The sequence below is a fragment of the Pseudomonas sp. XWY-1 genome, assembly GCF_002953115.1.
Taxonomy (GTDB): Bacteria; Pseudomonadota; Gammaproteobacteria; order Pseudomonadales; family Pseudomonadaceae; genus Aquipseudomonas; species Aquipseudomonas alloputida.
In genome coordinates this window covers 3,248,742-3,268,032 of sequence record NZ_CP026332.1, presented here as the reverse complement: position 1 = coordinate 3,268,032, position 19,291 = coordinate 3,248,742, and the positions used below count along the sequence as shown (strand labels likewise).

Sequence of the window (19,291 nt, the reverse complement as noted above, 5' to 3'; positions counted from 1 at the left end):
CTGCTTCGGCTATGATAGGCCCTTTGATTCAATCGGCCTACCCAGGCTGGACACACGCATTCAAGGATCCTATGAGCAAGCCCACTGCCGACAACGCGCCCAACGCCGCTGCCAAAGGCGCCCCCGCTGTCCCTGCGAACTTCCTGCGGCCGATCATCCAGGCCGACCTGGACTCGGGCAAGCACAGCAGCATCGTCACCCGTTTCCCGCCGGAGCCCAATGGTTACCTGCACATCGGCCACGCCAAGTCGATCTGCGTCAACTTCGGCCTGGCCAAGGAATTCGGCGGCGTCTGCCACCTGCGTTTCGACGATACCAACCCGGCCAAGGAAGACCAGGAGTACATCGACGCCATCCAGAGCGATGTCAAATGGCTGGGCTTCGAGTGGGGCGGCGACGTGCGTTACGCCTCCGACTACTTCGACCAGCTGCACGACTGGGCGGTCGAGCTGATCAAGCGCGGCAAGGCCTACGTCTGCGACCTTACGCCCGAGCAAGCCAAGGAATACCGCGGCAACCTCAAGGAGCCGGGCAAGAACAGCCCGTTCCGCGAGCGCAGCGTGGAAGAAAACCTCGACCTGTTCGCCCGCATGAAGGCCGGCGAGTTCAAGGACGGCGAGCGTGTGCTGCGGGCCAAGATCGACATGGCCTCGCCAAACATGAACCTGCGCGACCCTATCCTGTACCGCATTCGCCATGCTCACCACCACCAGACCGGCGACAAGTGGTGCATCTACCCCAACTACGACTTCACCCACGGCCAGTCGGATGCCATCGAGGGCATTACCCACTCGATCTGCACCCTGGAGTTCGAAGGGCATCGTCCGCTGTACGACTGGTTCCTCGACAACCTGCCGGTGCCGGCACACCCGCGCCAGTACGAGTTCAGCCGCCTGAACCTGAACTACACCATTACCTCCAAGCGCAAGCTCAAGCAGCTTGTGGACGAGAAGCACGTCGACGCCTGGGACGACCCACGCATGTCGACCCTGTCCGGCTTCCGTCGCCGTGGCTACACGCCGGCTTCGATCCGCAACTTCTGCGAAATGATCGGCACCAACCGTTCCGACGGTGTGGTCGACATGTCGATGCTCGAGTTCAGCATCCGTGACGACCTGGACCGCACCGCGCCACGCGCGATGTGCGTGCTGCGCCCGCTGAAGGTGGTCATCACCAACTACCCGGAAGGCCAGGTCGAGCAGCTTGAGCTGCCACGTCACCCGAAGGAAGACATGGGCGTGCGTGTGCTGCCGTTCTCCCGCGAGCTGTACATCGACCGCGACGACTTCATGGAAGAACCGCCGAAGGGCTACAAGCGCCTGGAACCGGCCGGTGAAGTGCGCCTGCGCGGCAGCTACGTGATTCGTGCTGACGAAGCGATCAAGGACGCCGACGGCAACATCGTCGAACTGCGTTGCTCGTACGACCCCGACACCCTGGGCAAGAACCCTGAAGGCCGCAAGGTCAAGGGCGTGATCCACTGGGTGCCGGCCGAGGGCAGCGTCGAGTGCGAAGTGCGCCTGTACGACCGCCTGTTCCGCTCGCCGAACCCAGAAAAGACCGAGGAGGGCGGCAGCTTCCTGGACAACATCAACCCTGCTTCGCTGCAAGTGCTCAGCGGTTGCCGTGCCGAGCCGTCGCTGGCCCAGGCGCAGCCCGAGGACCGTTTCCAGTTCGAGCGCGAAGGCTACTTCTGCGCCGACCTGAAAGACAGCCAGCCGGGTCGCCCGGTGTTCAACCGCACTGTCACCCTGCGTGACTCCTGGGGCAGCTGAGGAACCGCCGTGCTTACCATCTACAACACCCTGAGCAAAGCGAAGGAAACCTTCAAGCCGCTGGATGGCAACAAGGTGCGCATGTACGTGTGCGGCATGACCGTGTACGACTACTGCCACCTGGGCCATGGCCGCAGCATGGTGGCCTTCGACCTGGTCACCCGCTGGCTGCGCAAGAGTGGCTATGAGCTGACCTACGTGCGCAACATCACCGACATCGATGACAAGATCATCAACCGGGCCAACGAGAACGGCGAAAGTTTCGACGCCCTGACTGCCCGCATGATCGACGCGATGCACGAAGACGAGCGCCGCCTGAACATTCTGCCGCCAGACCAGGAGCCGCGTGCCACCGACCATATCGCCGGCATGCACGCGATGATCCAGACGTTGATCGACAAGGGGTACGCCTACGCGCCAGGCAATGGCGACGTGTACTACCGGGTTGGCAAGTTCGTCGGCTACGGCAAGCTGTCGCGCAAGAAGATCGAAGACCTGCGTATCGGTGCACGCATCGAGGTCGACGAAGCCAAGCAGGACCCGCTCGACTTCGTCCTGTGGAAGGGCGTCAAGCCGGGCGAGCCGAGCTGGGAATCGCCATGGGGCCCGGGTCGCCCGGGCTGGCACATCGAATGCTCGGTGATGTCCACCTGCTGCCTGGGCGAGAGCTTCGACATTCACGGTGGCGGCAGCGACCTGGAGTTCCCGCACCACGAGAACGAGATTGCCCAAAGCGAGGCGGCCACTGGCAAGCAGTACGCCAACGCCTGGATGCATTGCGGCATGATCCGTATCAACGGCGAGAAGATGTCCAAGTCGTTGAACAACTTCTTCACCATCCGCGACGTGCTCGAGAAGTACCACCCGGAGGTGGTGCGCTACCTGCTGGTAGCCAGCCACTACCGCAGCGCGATCAACTACTCGGAAGACAGCCTGCGTGACGCCAAGGGCGCGCTGGAGCGCTTCTACCACGCCCTGCGCGGCCTGCCACGGGTGGCGGCCAAGGGTGGCGAAGCGTTTGTCGAGCGCTTCAGCGTGGCGATGAACGACGACTTCGGCACCCCCGAAGCCTGTGCCGTCCTGTTCGACCTGGTGCGCGAGATCAACCGCCTGCGCGACAGCGACGTGGAGGCCGCTGCTGGCCTGGCCGGTCGACTGCGCGAGCTGGGTGATGTGCTGGGTGTGCTGCAACTGGAGGCCGATGACTTCCTGCGTGCTGGTGCCGAAGGCAAGGTCGATGCGGCTGAAGTCGAGGGCTTGATCCAGGCGCGCCTGAAGGCGCGTGCGGACAAGAACTGGGCTGAGTCTGACCGCATTCGCGATCAGCTGACCGCCATGGGTGTAGTGCTGGAAGACAGCAAGGGCACGACTACCTGGCGTCTGGCTGACTGAAGTAACTGGGGCTGCGTTGCAGCCCTTCGCGGGCACGCCCGCTCCCACAGGGATAGCGCACACTTGAAATGTCGCGCCAATCCTGTGGGAGCGGGCATGCCCGCGAAGGGCCGCAAAGCGGTCCCAGCTTTTATTTGCCTAGGCCCGCAAGCGGGCAGTGCAATACCAGCCTGGCCCACAGGGATAGCGCACACTTGAAATGTCGCGCCAATCCTGTGGGAGCGGGCGTGCCCGCGAAGGGCCGCAAAGCGGCCCCAGCTTTTATTTACCTAGACCCGCAAGCGGGCAGTGCAATACCAGCCTGGCCCACAGGGATAGCGCACACTTGAAATGTCGCGCCAACCTGTGGGAGCGGGCGTGCCCGCGAAGGGCCGCAAAGCGGCCCCAGCTTTTATTTGGTTCTTCACGGATTGCCGGGAAAGTCATTCTTGATCTTCATGAAAAAGAATTCGCTGTCCCGGTAACCGTAAGCCATCCGCTTGATCACCTTGATCCGGTTGTTGATGCCTTCCAGCTGGCCCGTATGCATCGGCCATCGCACCCTGCTCAAGATGCCGCGCCAGTATCCCTTCAGGCGTTTAGCAAACTGCTTCAGTGCCGGTATCGCGCTTTCATCAGCCAGACGCAGCCACTGCTTCCAGGCTGATCGCCAACCCCAGGCGGTGGTGGGCGACCACAGCGCTTTTAACTCTGCTTTCATCAGATAAACCGTCATCAGCGATTGGTTAGCCGACAGCAGATCCCTCAGGTGCACCTGTTGATCTTTTCGCTTGAGATTTTCCGGATTACGCAGCAGTAGCCAGCGTGCTTGCTTGATCACCCTGCGCGCGGGTTTGTCATGGCGCAGACGGTTGGCTTCGTCGACCCGTACCCGGTCAATCACCTCGCGCCCATACTTGGCGACTACATGAAACAGGTCGTAGACCACGCGTGCCTGAGGGCAGTGTTGGCGTACCTCCAGGTCAAATGCGGTGTTCATGTCCATCGCCACTGCTTCGATCCGCGCACAGCCTTCTGGCCCCAACTCCTCAAAGAAGGGCCTGACAGCCGCTCTGCTACGTCCTTCGCCAATCCACAGAACCCGGCGGGTATCGGCGTCCAGCACCACGCTGGCGTAGCGATGGCCTTTGAACAGGGCGAACTCGTCCATCACCAGGCGCCTGGGCTGGGCCTTTGGTAGCTTCTCTAGAGCGGCTTGTAGAGCTCGTCGCTCCAGCAAGCGCACACTGTCCCAATGCAAGTCAAACAGCTCAGCGACGTGCAGGGTAGGCAGCCGCTGGCAAGCCTGGATCACGGCCTCGGCCAAGCGCTGGGTCATACGCGAATAGCGATCAAGCCAGCTGACTGACTCCATCCGCTTGCCGCATGCGCGACACCCAACGCGCCGCAGTTCCACATTCAACCGTACCGCATGGCCAAGAATGGGGAGATCACGGATCGAACGCTGGCAGTATTCGTGGATGGCGGTGCTGGGCTGATGGCAGCCGCTGCAGGTGGGGAACCTAGTGGGCTGCGGAATCAGGTCGATCAGCAGATCGTCGCCGTCAGGCCTGATGGCAATGACAGAAAAGCCCTCCCAAAAGGGCAGAAACGTATTAATATCGTGCACAAGAACGCCGGTTTGTTGATGTGTTTGCTCGCACGAACATCATCCATCAAACCGGCGTTCTTGTTTCTGTCTTTCCCGGGATTCCGTGAAGAACCTTTTATTTACCTAGACCCGCAAGCGGGCAGTGCAATACCAGCCTGGCCCACAGGGATAGCGCACACTTGAAATGTCGCGCCAACCTGTGGGAGCGGGCGTGCCCGCGAAGGGCCGCAAAGCGGCCCCAGCTTTTATTTGCCTAGACCCGCAAGCGGGCAGTGCAATACCAGCCTGGCCCCACCCAATTCGCTTTCGCCGATCTCCAGCCCGAACCCATGCAGGTCGACGATCGCTGCCACGATCGACAACCCCAGCCCGAAGCCGGCATGGCGGTGGCCCTCATCGCTGCGATAGAACCGTTTCAGTACAGCCGTGCGCTCGGCTTCGGGAATACCAGGCCCGCTATCCTCGATCGCCATGTGCACGCCGCTGTCATCCTGCGTGGCGGTGATGCGCACCCGACCACCCTCGGGCGTGAACTTGATCGCGTTGCCCACCAGATTCGCCAAGGCCTCGAACAGCAGTTCGCGGTCGCCGTGCAACGCCGGTAGCTGCGCAGGTTGGTGCAATTGCAGTTGAATGCCGCCATCCTCGGCCAATGGCAGGTAAAAATCATGCAGTTCTACCAGCAGCTCATGCGGGTCAAGCTGGATGAAGCCGGCGCGGCGCTGGCGGTCTTCCAGCTCGCTGATGCGCAACAACCCGCGAAAGCGCGCCATCAAGGTGTCGGTTTCGCCAATGGCCTGGTCCAGCGCTTCGGCTTGCGCAGAATCCACGTCGCTTTGCTGGCGAATACGGTACAGCTGGGCGCGCAGGCGGGTCAGCGGTGTGCGCAGGTCATGGGCAATGTTGTCGCACACCCCCTTGACCTCATGCATCAGCCGTTCGATACGGTCGAGCATGGCATTGACGATCGCCGCAAGCATGTCCAGCTCGTCGCGGCGGGCCGACAGTGGCAGGCGGTGGGTCAGGTCGCCGGCGACAATCAGTTCGGCCTGGGCCTGGATCGCCCGTATACGCTTGAGCGGCCTGCGCCGTAGCAGGTACCAACCGGCAAAACCCGGGATCAGGGTCAGCGAGATGCCCCAGAGCAGGGCGTGCAGGATGATACGGGTAACCACGAACAGCGAGCCATTGTCACGCACCAGCACCAGCCACCGGCCATCCTGTACCTTGATTGCCACCGCGTCGCAGCTGTCGCGGGGCATGCGTGGGTCGTCGGCATCCAGGCAGCGTTCCAGCTCATGGATCTTGCCATCCAGTTTGAGCTCTGGGGGCAGGGCTCGCACGGTGCCGCCAATCGGGTTGAGCTGGCTATCGAACAGGCCGTAGGCGTCAAAGCTGCGCTCCTCGAAGGCCTGGCTGGCGATCAGGGCGTCGTCCAGTTGCTTGCCGCTCATGTGGGCGAACAGGTGCTGGCGCTGCAGCATGGAATGACGGGTGAGTTTGTTCAGGTAGCTGGAGACCTCGAAGTACAGCACCCCCATGAGGATGCTGCTCCAGGCCACGAACAGAAAGCTGTACAGCGCCAGCAGGCGGCTGGTAGAAGAACTCCAGCCTTTAGACGGGTTCAGCAATGGCATAGCCGGAGCCCCGTACCGTACGGATCAGCGGCGACTGGCCGGGTGAGTCGATCTTCTTGCGCAGGCGGCCGATGTGCACGTCGATCAGGTTGGTGCCCGGGTCGAAGTGATAGCCCCAGACTTCCTCGAAAATCATCATCCGCGTGATCACCTGGCCGCTGTGGCGCATCAGGTACTCCAGCAGCTTGTACTCGGTGGGCAACAGGTTGAGGGTGTTGTCACCGCGGCGCGCTTCGTGGCTGATCAGGTCCAGCTGCAGATCGGCAACCTGCAAGCGGGTCTGGGTCGTGGGTACGCTGTTACGGCGCAGCAATACCTCGACTCGCGCGGCCATTTCGTCGGAGGCGAACGGCTTGGTCAGGTAGTCGTCTCCGCCGGCACGCAGGCCGCGCACCCGCTCATCGACGTCGGAGAGGGCGCTGATCATCAGGATCGGTGTAGCGATCTTGAGGTTGCGCAGGGTGGTGACGATGGTCAGGCCGTCGACCTCGGGCAGCATGCGGTCCAGGGTGATCAGGTCGTAGCCGCCCGCAATGGCTTTGGCCAGGCCTTCACGGCCATTGTCGGCCCAATCCACTTCCAGACCGTGGCTGGTCAGTTCGGCGACGATTTCCTGGCCGGTGACGGCGTCGTCTTCGATGGTCAGTACGCGAGGCATGCTGGTTCCTGGGCATCTAATGGAGATCTGATTGTGCCAAAGAATAGACAACCGGCGATTTAAGAAAAATTCATCTAGCGGGCACCGATGCCTTCGGCGTGCATGATCTGCGCAATGATCGGTACCGGTGTCATCAGGTGCGAGCGCATCATGGCGCTGGCGGTTTTGGCATCCCGGGCAAGGATCACCTCGACCAGTGCCGCATGCTCCTGGCGCTTGAGCGCCAGCGCCTCTTCGGAAAACACCGTCTGCGTCAGCCACAGGTGGCGGTAGCGCTCGGCCTGGTCGAACAGGTAGGTGCGCGCCTGCAGCAGGTGCTTGGAGCCGCAGCCCGAGGCAATGGCAGTATGGAACGCCTTGTGCCGCTCGTCCCACACATCCAGCCGCTGCTCGCGGGTTTTTACTTCCACCACCTTGGCCAAGGTATGCGAGTGGGCCAGCACCGACGCCTCCCAGGCGTCATCGCCGCGCTCGATGGCCAAGGCAATGATCATCGCTTCCAGGTTGGCGCGGGCGTCGTAGATGTCGTTCATCTCATCCAGCGACATGGGCGCTACCCGGTAGCCTTTCTGGCTGATCGCGTTGACCAGGTGCTCGGCCACCAGTTGCGACAGTGCTTCGCGCAGCGGGCCCACACCCAGGTCGTAGCGTTCCTTGAGGGTGCTCATCAACAGCTTTTCACCGGGCTTGAACACCCCGCGGATGATGTCCTTCTTGAGCCTCTCATACCCGCTGAATGCTGAGTTTTGTCGGGGGGCGAGCGCTTCCAAGATCCTGTTCCTCAAAACGTTTTGCCGATCATACCGAAACCCTCTGCTGACGAAAAACAATGGACAAACGCGGGCAGTGTCGTTGAAACATAAAAATGTAGACATTTTCAGTTAGTGGCGATATTTTTACCTCGCCCGCACTGATCCAGGTCATGACCGGACGGCGCCATCTACTTTTTTAGCCAGGACACTGCCATGAACGCCTTTACGCAGATCGACGAACTTGTCATGCCACTGCCTCTCGAACCGCAGGGCTATACCATCGCCCCTTCGAAACAGTCGCCGCGCCTGCTTGAACTGACCTTTGCCCGGGAAACCGTCGAAGCGTTCGTGCAGGCCGTTGCCCAATGGCCGGTGCAGGCATTGGAGTACAAGTCGTTCCTGCGTTTTCGTGTAGGCGAAATCCTTGACGAGCTGTGCCAGGGCACGCTGCGCCCGGTGCTGCTCAACACCATCCTCGACCGCGCCACAGGCGGCATGCTGATCACCCCGATCGGCCTGGATGACGTGAGCCAGGCCGAGGACATGGTCAAGTTCACCACCGCCTGCGCTCACCTGATCGGCCGTTCCAACTATGACGCCATGAGTGGCCAGTTCTATGCGCGCTTCGTGGTGGTCAACAGCGACAACTCCGACAGCTACCTGCGCCAGCCGCACCGGGTCATGGAGCTGCACAACGACGGCACGTTCGTGAACCAGATCACCGACTACGTGCTGATGCTGAAGATCGACGAAAAGAACATGGAAGGCGGCAACTCGCTGCTGCTGCACCTGGACGACTGGGAGCAGTGCGAGGCGTTCTTCCGTCACCCTCTGGCCCGCCGCGAAATGCGCTGGACCGCACCGCCGAGCAAAAAGGTTGCCGAAGATGTGTTCCATTCGGTATTTGACACCGATGCCGAAGGCCGGCCGACCATGCGCTACATTGACCAGTTCGTGCAGCCGGAAAACTACGAGGAAGGTATCTGGCTGAACGCCTTGTCCGAGTCGCTGGAAGGCAGCGGCAAGAAGGTCTCGGTACCGGTAGGCGTAGGCAGTTTCCTGCTGATCAACAACCTGTTCTGGCTGCATGGCCGCGATCGCTTCACCCCGCACGAGGGCCTGCGCCGCGAACTGATGCGCCAGCGTGGTTACGTCGCCTTCCCCAAGCCGCTGTACCAGCGCGGGCAATAATGACAGGGCGCGGGGCGGGCGCCCGCCCACGCGTTTTTGCACAAAACTATGCCACCAGGTCCCGTGCGGGCTTTGGTGAGCCTGCCAGGCAATGCCTGCGTGTGAGGTAAGGCTGTGTACGATTTCATCATTATTGGCGGCGGGATTGTGGGCATGTCCACGGCCATGCACCTGATCAAGGTCTATCCGGACGCGAAGATGCTCCTGCTGGAGAAAGAGTCTGGCCCGGCCCGCCATCAGACCGGCCATAACAGCGGCGTGATCCACGCCGGTGTGTATTACACCCCCGGCAGCCTCAAGGCGCGCTTCTGCCTGGAAGGCAACAAGGCGACCAAAGCCTTCTGCACCCAGCACGGCATTCGCTTCGATGAGTGCGGCAAGCTGCTGGTCGCCACCAACGATCTGGAAATGCAGCGCATGAAGGCGCTGTGGGAGCGGACGGCGGCCAATGGCCTGGAACGCTACTGGCTGTCGGCTGACGAGTTGCGCGAGCGTGAGCCCAACATCGTCGGTATGGGGGGCATCTTCGTGCCGTCCAGCGGTATCGTCAATTACGCCCAGGTGACGGCTGCGATGGCCGCTGAGTTCCAGCGTGCCGGTGGCGAAATCCGCTATGGCGCAGAAGTGGTCGGCCTGCAGGAACAGGCAAATGAGGTGATCGTGCGCACTCAGCGTGATGAACTGCGCAGCCGTTTCCTGGTGACCTGCTCGGGGCTGATGGCCGACCGCGTGGTGAGCATGCTCGGGCTGCGTACCGAGTTCGTGATCTGCCCGTTCCGTGGCGAATACTACCTGCTGCCCAAGCAGCACAATCAGATCGTCAACCACCTGATCTACCCGATTCCCGACCCGTCGATGCCCTTCCTGGGGGTGCACCTGACCCGCATGATCGATGGCACCGTCACCGTAGGCCCCAACGCTGTGCTGGCGATGAAGCGCGAGGGCTACCGCAAGACCGATGTCAGCCCCAGCGACCTGTTCCAGACCCTGACCACGCCCGGCATCCTCAAGGTGCTGGCGAAGAACTTCCGCCCGGGCCTGATCGAGATGAAGAACTCGCTGTTCAAGGGTGGGTACCTCAAGCAGGTGCAGAAGTACTGCCCGAGCATAACCAAAGCCGACCTCACGCCTTACCCGGCCGGCGTGCGTGCCCAGGCGGTGTCGCGCGACGGCAAGCTGATCGACGATTTCCTGTTCGTCAACACCGCGCGCAGTGTCAACGTGTGCAACGCACCGTCGCCAGCCGCGACCTCGGCCATACCGATCGGCGCCTACATCGTCGAGAAAGTGTGCGAGCAGGTTGGCCTGCAGGGCGGCAGCTTCCCCAAGGCCGACCGGTCGGCCAACCAGAGGGCCGCCAGCTGACCCCCCCGGTAACACCTTCTGCGGTTTCGTTTTACTCAACCCGTACTGCCCTGCTCACCATTCAGGGCAGGGCGGGCTTTTTCGCGCCTGCGTCGGTGACGTGCAGCCGGCGGCCCCTGCGTGGGCATGACAAAAACAACAAGGTAGCGCCATGCAAACCCACAAGAACAATTTGAGTCATGGATTGAAATCACGGCATGTCACCATGCTGTCCATTGCCGGCGTGATCGGCGCCGGGCTGTTTGTCGGCTCTGGCCGCGCCATCGCCGAAGCGGGGCCTGCCACCATCCTGGCCTATATCCTGGCGGGCGGCCTGGTGGTGCTGGTGATGCGCATGCTGGCCGAAATGGCGGTTGCCTCCCCGGACACCGGCTCGTTCTCAACCTACGCTGACCTCGCCATCGGCAAATGGGCCGGTTACACCATCGGTTGGCTGTACTGGTGGTTCTGGGTGCTGATCATTCCGATCGAGGCCAATATCGCCGCTACCATCATCAACTCCTGGGTCCCGCAGCTGGAGATCTGGGTGTTGTCGTTGGTGATCACGTTGCTGCTGACGGCCACCAACCTGTTCAGCGTGAAGAATTACGGTGAGTTCGAGTTTTGGCTGGCACTGGTCAAGGTGGTGGCCATCGTCAGCTTCATCGCCCTGGGTGTTTGCGCCATTTTCGGCCTGTTGCCGGGGACCGGCGTCAGCGGCGTCTCGCGCTTGTGGGATACGGGGGGCTTCATGCCCAACGGCTTTGGTGCGGTGCTGAGCGCGATGCTGATCACCATGTTCTCGTTCCTCGGGGCCGAGGTGGTGACCATTGCTGCGGCTGAATCCGACGAGGCGGGCAAGCATATTTCCAAGGCTACCAATTCGGTGATCTGGCGGATAACGCTGTTCTACATCCTGTCGATCTTCATCGTCATCGCACTGGTACCGTGGACCGACCCACGCCTGGCGACCGAAGGCTCTTATGTCACGGTGCTGGACACCCTCGGCGTGCCAAATGCCAAGGCCATCATCGACTTCGTGGTGCTGACGTCGGTGACCAGCTGCCTCAACTCGTCGCTGTACACCGCCTCGCGCATGGTCTATTCGCTTAGCCGCCGGGGTGATGCCCCGGCCTGTGCCCAGATAACCAGCCGCAGTGGTACACCCGTGGTGGCAGTCTTGTTGTCGACGGGGGCTGCATTCCTGGCGGTGATCGCCAACTACCTGGTGCCGGCCAAGGTGTTTGGCTTCCTCATGGCAAGCTCCGGCGCCATTGCCTTACTGGTGTATCTGGTCATCGCCATTTCCCAGCTGCGCCTGCGCCAGCGCCTGACGGCACAGGGCAAGACACTGGGTTACCGCATGTGGCTGTTCCCGTGGCTGACCTGGGGCGTGATCCTGTTCATCAGCGGCGTACTGGTATTGATGCTGTTCCGCCCGGATCATCGCCTGGAAGTGGTCTCGACGATGGTGCTGGCGGTGTTGGTGGTGTGCTCGGGGGTGCTGGTGACCCGGCGCCGGGCGCGCGGCGGGGCCGTGGCTGGCGTAGGGCAGGGCGCCTGATTCGTCCGGCCTGAAGACAGACGAGCAAGTCGCATCAGGCTGTGAGAGGATGTCCGCCAACAAAGCCAGGACCCTGAACGCAGCCTGATGAAGACACCTAAAAGAATCGAACCGTTGATCGAAGACGGCCTTGTCGACGAAGTACTACGGCCGTTGATGAGTGGCAAGGAAGCCGCTGTGTACGTGGTGCGCTGTGGCAGCGAGGTACGCTGCGCCAAGGTCTATAAAGAAGCCAACAAGCGCAGTTTCCGCCAGGCCGCCGAATACCAGGAGGGCCGCAAGGTACGCAACAGCCGTCAGGCCCGGGCCATGGCCAAGGGCAGCAAGTACGGCCGCAAAGAAGCCGAAGATGCCTGGCAGAACGCCGAAGTGGCAGCGCTGTTCCGTTTGGCCGCCGCAGGTGTGAGGGTGCCCAAGCCTTATGACTTCCAGGACGGCGTGCTCCTGATGGAGCTGGTCACCGATGCCGATGGCGATGCGGCCCCACGGCTGAACGACGTACACCTCGAAGCGGAGGATGCCCGCGCGTTCCACGCCTTCGTCATTCGCCAGGTCGTGCTGATGCTGTGCGCCGGAATGGTGCATGGCGACCTGTCCGAGTTCAACGTGCTGCTCGGCCCGGACGGGCCGGTGATCATCGACCTGCCGCAGGCAGTGGATGCAGCCGCCAACAACCACGCCTTCAGCATGCTGCAGCGCGATGTGGACAACATGGCCCATTATTTCGGGCGCTTTGCCCCGGAGCTGAAAAGCACCCGCTATGCGCAGGAGATGTGGGCGTTGTACGAGGCCGGCGAGTTGCTGCCCGACAGCCCGTTGACCGGGGTGTTCGAGGATGACGAACATGAAGCTGACGTAACCGGGGTGATGCGCGAGATCGACGCCGCCCGGATGGACGACGCTCGCCGCCGTGCAGCACGCGCCGAGGCCGAGCATGGGCCGGCCAAGGCAGAGGAGGTAACGCCGCCCTGGCTGCAGTAGTTTATTCCTGTACCGCCTCTTCGCGGGTTTACCCGCGAAGAGGCCAACACAGGCAAACCCCGGCCGTTGCCATTGACGCAAGACACAATCTCGTCATTTAGCCTTTTCACTGGCGCGCGACAGGCATAAGGTATACGCCGTTCAAATTCCCTGGAGCTGTCATGTCCAACCAATTCCCGTCCGTTCGTCCCCGCCGCCTGCGGCAGAACGAGTCCCTGCGCACGATCTTCCAGGAAACCGAGTTCCGCCTTGAAGACCTGATCCTGCCGATCTTCGTCGAAGAGGGCATCGATGATTTCGTGCCGATCACCAGCATGCCCGGTGTCAACCGTATCCCCGAGAAGCTGTTGGCCCAGGAAATCGAGCGCTATGCCCGCGCCGGCATCAAGTCGGTGATGACCTTTGGCGTATCGCACCACCTGGATGCCGATGGCAGCGACACCTGGAACGAAAACGGCCTGGTTGCGCGCATGTCGCGTATCTGCAAGGACACCGTGCCGGAAATGGTGGTGATGTCCGACACCTGCTTTTGCGAATACACCAGCCACGGCCACTGCGGCGTGCTGCATGACCATGGCGTGGACAACGATGCCACCCTGGCCAACCTGGGCAGGCAGGCAGTCATCGCCGCTGCTGCCGGTGCCGACTTCATTGCCCCCTCGGCGGCGATGGACGGCCAGGTGCAGGCTATCCGCAGTGCCTTGGACGGTGCTGGCTTCCACGACACCGCGATCATGGCCTACTCGACCAAGTTCGCCTCGTCGTTGTATGGCCCGTTCCGTGAGGCCGGCGGCACCGCACTGAAGGGCGACCGCAAAAGCTACCAGATGAACCCGATGAACCGCCGCGAAGCGGTGCGTGAGTCGCTGCTCGACGAGCAGGAAGGGGCGGACGTGCTGATGGTCAAGCCGGCCGGTGCCTATCTTGATGTGATCGCCGACATCCGCGCCGCTTCGCGCCTGCCACTGGCGGCGTACCAGGTGAGTGGCGAGTATGCGATGATCAAGTTCGGCGGGCTGGCCGGTGCCATCGACGAAGGCCGGGTGGTGCGCGAAAGCATTGGCGCAATCAAGCGTGCCGGTGCCGACCTGATCCTGACCTACTTCGCCATGGACCTGGCGCGCGAAGGTATCTGAAGCCAGGTCTTGGTCATGAAAGCCGCTGCCATTGCAGCGGCTTTTCTTTGTGCGCCGTTGGGTGGTGCCGCAAACGCACAAAAAAACAGTAAGCGCTGAATTATTTAGTGTCCTGTTGTATCTGATCCCTTAGAGCATTCATCGACAGGGATACGGGTATGAAACCTCGCAAGAAAAGCGTCCAGCCAATCGGCCTGAAGGACATCACCATCGTCGACGACGCCAAGATGAAGAAGGCGATCACAGCCGCCGCGCTGGGCAACGCCATGGAGTGGTTCGACTTTGGGGTATATGGCTTCGTCGCTTATGCCTTGGGCAAGGTGTTTTTCCCCAACGCCGACCCCAGCGTGCAAATGATCGCGGCCTTGGCCACCTTCTCGGTACCGTTCCTGATCCGGCCTCTTGGCGGGTTGTTCTTCGGCGCCTTGGGCGACAGGTTCGGGCGGCAGAAGATCCTTGCCGCAACCATCGTGATCATGTCCCTGAGCACCTTCGCCATCGGCCTGATACCGTCCTATGCAAGCATTGGTATCTGGGCGCCGATCCTGTTGCTGCTGGCCAAGATGGCCCAGGGCTTTTCGGTGGGTGGCGAATACACCGGTGCCTCGATCTTCGTTGCCGAGTACGCGCCTGACCGCAAGCGCGGCTTTCTCGGCAGCTGGCTGGATTTCGGTTCGATTGCCGGCTTTGTCCTGGGCGCAGGGGTGGTGGTGCTCATTTCCACGGTGCTGGGTGAAGAAAAATTCCTCGACTGGGGCTGGCGCCTGCCGTTCTTCCTGGCCCTGCCGCTGGGCATCATCGGCCTTTACCTGCGCCATGCGCTGGAAGAAACACCTGCGTTCCAGCAGCACGTCGACAAGCTGGAGCAGGGCGATCGTGAAGGCCTGGCGTCCGGGCCCAAGGTGTCGTTCAAGGAGGTGGCCACCCAGCACTGGCGCAGCCTGGTGACCTGCATCGGCGTGGTAATTGCCACCAACGTCACCTACTACATGCTGCTTACCTACATGCCCAGCTACCTGTCGCACAACCTGCACTACAGCGAAGACCATGGCGTGCTGATCATCATCGCGATCATGGTCGGCATGCTGTTCGTGCAGCCGATCATCGGCCTGCTCAGCGACAAGTTTGGCCGACGGCCGTTCATCATTGTCGGCAGTGTCGGCCTGCTGGCCTTGGCCATTCCGGCATTCATGCTGATCAACAGTGGGGTGCTTGGGCTTATTTTCGCCGGCCTGCTGATCATTGCCGTGCTGCTGAACTTCTTCATCGGCGTGATGGCCTCGACGCTGCCGGCCATGTTCCCTACGCACATCCGTTACAGCGCCCTGGCCAGCGCCTTCAACATCTCGGTGCTGATCGCCGGCCTTACCCCAACCCTCGCTGCGTGGCTGGTGGAGACCACAAACGACCTGTACATGCCGGCCTATTACCTGATGGTGATCGCTGCTGTCGGCCTGGTCACCGGCCTGACCATGAAGGAAACCGCCAACAAGCCCCTGCGCGGCGCGGCATCCGCGGCATCGGACATCGAAGAGGCGCGTGAACTGCTGCAGGAGCACCACGACAACATCGAGCAGAAGATCGAGGACATCGATGCGCAGATCGCCGAGCTGGAAGCCAAGCGCGAGAAACTGGCACTGCAGCACCCGCGTATCGAATGATCAGCGCGGCATGTAGCCACGCTGCCAGGACCGCGGAATGAACCGCGATATCAGCGCCAGCACGCAGGCCAGCGCACAGCTGCCGGCCAGCGCCTGCAGGCCCAGGTGTTGTTGCAACCAGGCGCCGAGCGCGGCGCCCAGCAACATGCCGGCCCAAGGCACCAACTGCACCCGCCAGCCGTTGCGCCGCTCGCCCAGCAGCCAACGCCCCAGGCCGCGGCCGAAACGCGACAGGGCGCCCGTTACGTAAGTCAGGCCAATGGGCAGGCCATTCACCTGCTCGACTACCGCATTGATCATGCCCATGGCCAGCGTTGCCGCCAACAGCGCAGGGAAGGTGGCCGGCAGCGGCCACGCTGCCGCGAAAGCCAGCAGTGCGGCAACCACCAACAACACCGGCCAGGCTCGACGGCGCAATCCGTGAGCCAGGAGCACACCCAGCGCATTGCCCGCGACAAAGCCCAGTACCGCGCCACTGAGGCGTAGCACAAGGGCCAGGTCTGCTTCACTGATGGCCACCGCCAGGCGTGTGGTGTTACCACTCATGAACGACACGAAATCGCCCAGTGCCAGCAAGCCGATGGCATCGGTCATGCCGGCCAGCACCGACAGGGCGGCGACCAGGCCGAGGCCGACGCGACCACGCATTACCTGCAGGCGCAAACGCCTGGCTGTGCGCGCGGGGAGGGCGTTAGGGAGCATGTGCAGGCCTCAGGGCAGCAGGTTTTCGCGGGCCAGGGTACCTTTGATGGTGCGCTCTACCACATCGACCAGCACCATGGTCTGATGGTCGACCTCGATGTTGAGCAGCTCACCTGGGTGGTAGCTGGCGAAGGTGGTCTGCCGCAGGGTTTCCGGGATCAGGTTGATGGTGATCACGTTGTCCTCCACGTCAGCGACCGTCAGGCTGCAGCCATTGACCCCGATGAAACCACGCGGGAACACGTACTTGCCCCATTGCGGCGGCATGCGGAACTTGATGAAGGCGCCGGTTTCCTTGATCGACAGCTCGACGATCTCGGCGGTGGTGGCGATGTGGCCGGCCATCAGGTGGCCGCCGACTTCGGCGTTCATCTTCGCCGAACGTTCGATGTTCACGCTCCGGCCAGGCGTGAAGCTGCTCAGATTGGTGCGTTCGAGGGTAGCGGTCATGGCGTCGAACCTGACCTGGCTGCCGTCGATTTCGGTCACGGACAGGCAGGTACCTTCGACACTGACGCTGGCACCGATTTTCAGCTCGTCGAGCAGTTCCGGGGTGAGGTCGATGGTGAACTGGTTGTGGCCCGGGTAGGTGGTCACATCAAGCAGAGGGCGGACGGCCTGGACGATGCCGGTGTACATGGAGTTGCTCCTGGGCACGGAAAAGAAAACTTCCGAACGCTATGCCCGTAGCGCAGTAAATGCAAGACCAGGCTTGCTGGCTGGCAAGCCGGCTTGCGAGTCTGGCGCCTGCGCGGGGCAGGCGGCGTGCTTGTGGGCGAAACCGGTTTGCCGACGGCAGGGCCACTGCAGATTCAAACATGCCCGCTGCTGTTGACGATCCGCAGGCACAGCGCCTCGTACGGATCCAGGTTCACCATCAGGCGCCCGTCCTCGGTCAAATCGCCTTCGACCGTCTCGTTGATCATGTCGACCACCGGCCCAGGTGTGAACCCGGTCAACAGCAGTTCCTCGGCAATCGCGTCCTGGCCGAAGTTCAGCGCAGTGATCTGGATACCGCGCCCGGCTGGCAACTCATGCACCATCACCAGCAGCCCCGGGCTGCTCACCTCAGGTACCAGCACCTGACGGCTGGTGGCGATGCCGTAGGCCTGGCGCACAGCCAGCAGTTTCTTCACCTTGCAGGCAAATGAATCACTCTCGTCCAGCTGCCTGTCCAGGCTGCCGTACAGCGCCCGGGCACGCGGCATGCCCCGCACAGAAGCCTCTGCCTGTGGGTCAAGCCCGGCCAGGTCATAGCCGCCCCGGTGAATCCAGCGGGTATCGCCATCGAGCATGCGTTCGGCAACCGCTTCGGCGGGCAAGGGCAGGGCGCCGACCAGGTCCCAGCCGGACAAGGCGACCACCCCCGGCTGCATGGCGTTGTACATGACCAGCAGCAGGTGCACCTTCTTGATCAGTTCGATATCCGCTACGCCAATCTGTTCGAGGTCGCGAATACCCAGTGCAGCAGCGATCAGGCTGGCGGTGGTGCAGGCAATGCCGTTGGTCACGAAGCGCAGGTTGTACGGCGCATGTTCCCCCGACAGCCGTTCGTAGATCTCTTCGCGAATATGTTCGCGCAGGATGCTGCCAGGCAGGGTCTGGCCCTTGTACAGGTACATGTCGTGCGCGTGCAGTGTCCAGAAGTGCACCAGCTCCACGGTCAGCTCGTCATGGTTTTGCAGGGCATGGATCAGCGAGGCCGGGTCGATGCCGAAGGCGTGCATCTCCTTGAGCATCAGGCGCAGGAACTCGGTGTCGCCCGTCAGCAGCGCATGCTGGTAGGCCGGCCGGGTAATGAAATCGTAGGACAGGTCGGCACCACCCTTGGACATCTGCGCAATGTCATCGAGGGTCAGGTTCAGCTCCTGGAAGCTGAAACCACCGGCCTTGCGGATCATGCCACCGATCAGCTGGTTGCCGACGAGCGACAGCGGGTGGCTTTCTGACCAGGCGGTGCCACTGGCGCGGGTTTCCACGCCGAGAAAGCCGTTGGCGTCCAGGCGCAGGCCGCGTGCACCCAGGCAGTCCAGCGCGTGCAGCGCGTCACCAATGATCATTTGTTGGGCGGCGAAGGTAGGGTCCAGCCAGTTCAGCGAGGGCTGGCCTTCCTTGAAGTAATGCAGGTACACCCAGCGGCGGGTCTTGCCGTCGACGCCTGTGATCGGCGGCGTGGCGCTCCAGTCGGTTTCCTTCACGCCCGGCTCGAAGAAGATTACCCGTTGCAACTGGCCAACGATGTAATGGCGCGCCTTCAGCTCGTCACACTGCGCTGGCAGCAGATTGACCGCATCGCGCCCGGCGGGCACCTCGGGCAGCAGCGCCCAGTCTTCTTCGCGGATCTCGACCATGTGGTACAGCCCCGGGTAGGGGCCATGGGCGAGCTCGGCCAGGCGGAAGTCGGCGCCCTTGCCGGTGTGCGAGGGGATCAGGTCGTCGATGGTCACGGCATTGTGCGCAGCGGCCATGCGGCTCATCTGGATCAGTTCCTGCTCGCTGCCGTACAGTGGGTCGATGTCGAAGCTGATGCGGTCGAAGTTGCCGTCCACGCTGGGGGTGAGTTCGCGGCCGCGGATGCCACCGGACAGTTTGATCGGGCCCGTGTGCAGGCCCTGTACGCCGATCTCCGACAGGCGCTTCCACAACGCTTCGTGGGCCAGGGCACCGAGCACCGAGCAACCCTCGGGCGCGATGATGGCGTCGGGGTAGACGGTCAGCCACACCGAGGCGATTTCGGTGGCGCGGCGGGGCTGGGCCTCGGCATAGGGGTGTTGCCACAGTCGCGACTGGCCTGAGTACAGGCTGGCACGCGCCTGGGAGGCCTTGAGCATGGCGCGGTCTTCGAGCCATTTGACGTATGACGGGTCGGGCTGGGTCATTTCGCGTCCTCTTTGCGTGTCGGCACCG

15 protein-coding genes are annotated in these 19,291 nt (G+C 62.3%); 8 read left to right on the top strand and 7 right to left on the bottom strand.

The annotated features are described in order from the left end of the window. Positions 1–71: 71 nt before the first annotated feature. Together PRJ_RS15150 and cysS are read left to right on the top strand one after the other, a co-directional pair. Positions 72–1,775 (top strand): glutamine--tRNA ligase/YqeY domain fusion protein, encoded by a 1,704-nt coding sequence (locus PRJ_RS15150; protein WP_010953806.1) that lies wholly within the window; start codon positions 72–74, stop codon positions 1,773–1,775. Positions 1,776–1,784: 9 nt separating this feature from the next. Further along, positions 1,785–3,167, top strand: coding sequence for a cysteine--tRNA ligase (gene cysS, locus PRJ_RS15145; RefSeq protein WP_104887522.1), 1,383 nt, complete (start codon positions 1,785–1,787; stop codon positions 3,165–3,167). Between the two features lie 403 nt (positions 3,168–3,570). On the opposite strand, the gene PRJ_RS15135 is transcribed toward cysS, so the two are convergent. The 4 genes from PRJ_RS15135 to csiR all read right to left on the bottom strand — a co-directional run bounded on the left by PRJ_RS15135 (position 3,571) and on the right by csiR (position 7,823). Then, the gene (locus PRJ_RS15135) at positions 3,571–4,776 is read right to left on the bottom strand and encodes an ISL3 family transposase (protein ID WP_104960601.1); all 1,206 of its coding nucleotides are present in this window, start codon (positions 4,774–4,776) and stop codon (positions 3,571–3,573) included. 227 nt (positions 4,777–5,003) lie between these two features. Next, entirely contained in the window at positions 5,004–6,395 is a 1,392-nt protein-coding gene (locus tag PRJ_RS15130; protein ID WP_104961838.1) for a HAMP domain-containing sensor histidine kinase, read from the bottom strand. Next, positions 6,373–7,053 carry a response regulator transcription factor gene (locus tag PRJ_RS15125; protein WP_010953809.1) on the bottom strand — a complete coding sequence of 227 codons (681 nt, stop codon included), beginning with the start codon at positions 7,051–7,053 and terminating at the stop codon, positions 6,373–6,375. Before PRJ_RS15125 ends, PRJ_RS15130 begins: the two co-directional genes overlap by 23 nt. Positions 7,054–7,127: 74 nt before the next feature. Beyond that, positions 7,128–7,823, bottom strand: a complete 696-nt coding sequence (gene csiR / locus PRJ_RS15120) for a DNA-binding transcriptional regulator CsiR (protein ID WP_010953810.1) — start codon at positions 7,821–7,823, stop codon at positions 7,128–7,130. 195 nt (positions 7,824–8,018) lie between these two features. On the opposite strand from csiR, the gene glaH reads away from it, so the two are divergent. The 6 genes from glaH to proP all read left to right on the top strand — a co-directional run bounded on the left by glaH (position 8,019) and on the right by proP (position 15,682). After that, positions 8,019–8,996 carry a glutarate dioxygenase GlaH gene (gene glaH / locus PRJ_RS15115; RefSeq protein ID WP_010953811.1) on the top strand — a complete coding sequence of 326 codons (978 nt, stop codon included), beginning with the start codon at positions 8,019–8,021 and terminating at the stop codon, positions 8,994–8,996. Positions 8,997–9,110: 114 nt separating this feature from the next. Further along, on the top strand, positions 9,111–10,361 hold the full coding sequence (lhgO, locus tag PRJ_RS15110; RefSeq protein ID WP_104961837.1) for an L-2-hydroxyglutarate oxidase: 1,251 nt from the start codon (positions 9,111–9,113) through the stop codon (positions 10,359–10,361). Positions 10,362–10,512: 151 nt separating this feature from the next. Then, a complete protein-coding gene (gene gabP / locus PRJ_RS15105) occupies positions 10,513–11,904 on the top strand; it encodes a GABA permease (RefSeq protein WP_104961836.1) in 1,392 nt (463 codons plus the stop codon). An 87-nt stretch (positions 11,905–11,991) separates the two neighbouring features. After that, the gene (locus PRJ_RS15100) at positions 11,992–12,885 is read left to right on the top strand and encodes a PA4780 family RIO1-like protein kinase (RefSeq protein WP_019437052.1); all 894 of its coding nucleotides are present in this window, start codon (positions 11,992–11,994) and stop codon (positions 12,883–12,885) included. Positions 12,886–13,046: 161 nt separating this feature from the next. Beyond that, positions 13,047–14,021 carry a porphobilinogen synthase gene (gene hemB, locus PRJ_RS15095; RefSeq protein ID WP_020192985.1) on the top strand — a complete coding sequence of 325 codons (975 nt, stop codon included), beginning with the start codon at positions 13,047–13,049 and terminating at the stop codon, positions 14,019–14,021. A 158-nt stretch (positions 14,022–14,179) separates the two neighbouring features. After that, a complete protein-coding gene (gene proP, locus PRJ_RS15090) occupies positions 14,180–15,682 on the top strand; it encodes a glycine betaine/L-proline transporter ProP (RefSeq protein ID WP_104961835.1) in 1,503 nt (500 codons plus the stop codon). Here the strand turns inward: proP and PRJ_RS15085 are convergent, their stop codons facing one another. The 3 genes from PRJ_RS15085 to treS form a co-directional block, all read right to left on the bottom strand. Further along, complete coding sequence (locus PRJ_RS15085; RefSeq protein WP_104961834.1) at positions 15,683–16,384, bottom strand: YoaK family protein; 702 nt, start codon at positions 16,382–16,384, stop codon at positions 15,683–15,685. A 9-nt stretch (positions 16,385–16,393) separates the two neighbouring features. Next, a complete protein-coding gene (locus PRJ_RS15080) occupies positions 16,394–17,023 on the bottom strand; it encodes a riboflavin synthase subunit alpha (protein ID WP_104961833.1) in 630 nt (209 codons plus the stop codon). A gap of 173 nt (positions 17,024–17,196) precedes the next feature. Beyond that, on the bottom strand, positions 17,197–19,263 hold the full coding sequence (gene treS / locus PRJ_RS15075) for a maltose alpha-D-glucosyltransferase (protein WP_104961832.1): 2,067 nt from the start codon (positions 19,261–19,263) through the stop codon (positions 17,197–17,199). Between the last annotated feature and the right edge of the window lie 28 nt (positions 19,264–19,291).

What these genes read in the sequence shown, in the direction of transcription:
- proP (WP_104961835.1), top strand. Translation starts at nt 14,180, where the DNA reads ATGAAACCTCGCAAGAAAAGCGTCCAGCCAATCGGCCTGAAGGACATC.
- PRJ_RS15130 (WP_104961838.1), bottom strand. Translation starts at nt 6,395, where the DNA reads ATGCCATTGCTGAACCCGTCTAAAGGCTGGAGTTCTTCTACCAGCCGC.
- hemB (WP_020192985.1), top strand. Translation starts at nt 13,047, where the DNA reads ATGTCCAACCAATTCCCGTCCGTTCGTCCCCGCCGCCTGCGGCAGAAC.
- PRJ_RS15125 (WP_010953809.1), bottom strand. Translation starts at nt 7,053, where the DNA reads ATGCCTCGCGTACTGACCATCGAAGACGACGCCGTCACCGGCCAGGAA.
- PRJ_RS15100 (WP_019437052.1), top strand. Translation starts at nt 11,992, where the DNA reads ATGAAGACACCTAAAAGAATCGAACCGTTGATCGAAGACGGCCTTGTC.
- PRJ_RS15150 (WP_010953806.1), top strand. Translation starts at nt 72, where the DNA reads ATGAGCAAGCCCACTGCCGACAACGCGCCCAACGCCGCTGCCAAAGGC.
- PRJ_RS15080 (WP_104961833.1), bottom strand. Translation starts at nt 17,023, where the DNA reads ATGTACACCGGCATCGTCCAGGCCGTCCGCCCTCTGCTTGATGTGACC.
- glaH (WP_010953811.1), top strand. Translation starts at nt 8,019, where the DNA reads ATGAACGCCTTTACGCAGATCGACGAACTTGTCATGCCACTGCCTCTC.
- treS (WP_104961832.1), bottom strand. Translation starts at nt 19,263, where the DNA reads ATGACCCAGCCCGACCCGTCATACGTCAAATGGCTCGAAGACCGCGCC.
- PRJ_RS15085 (WP_104961834.1), bottom strand. Translation starts at nt 16,384, where the DNA reads ATGCTCCCTAACGCCCTCCCCGCGCGCACAGCCAGGCGTTTGCGCCTG.
- gabP (WP_104961836.1), top strand. Translation starts at nt 10,513, where the DNA reads ATGCAAACCCACAAGAACAATTTGAGTCATGGATTGAAATCACGGCAT.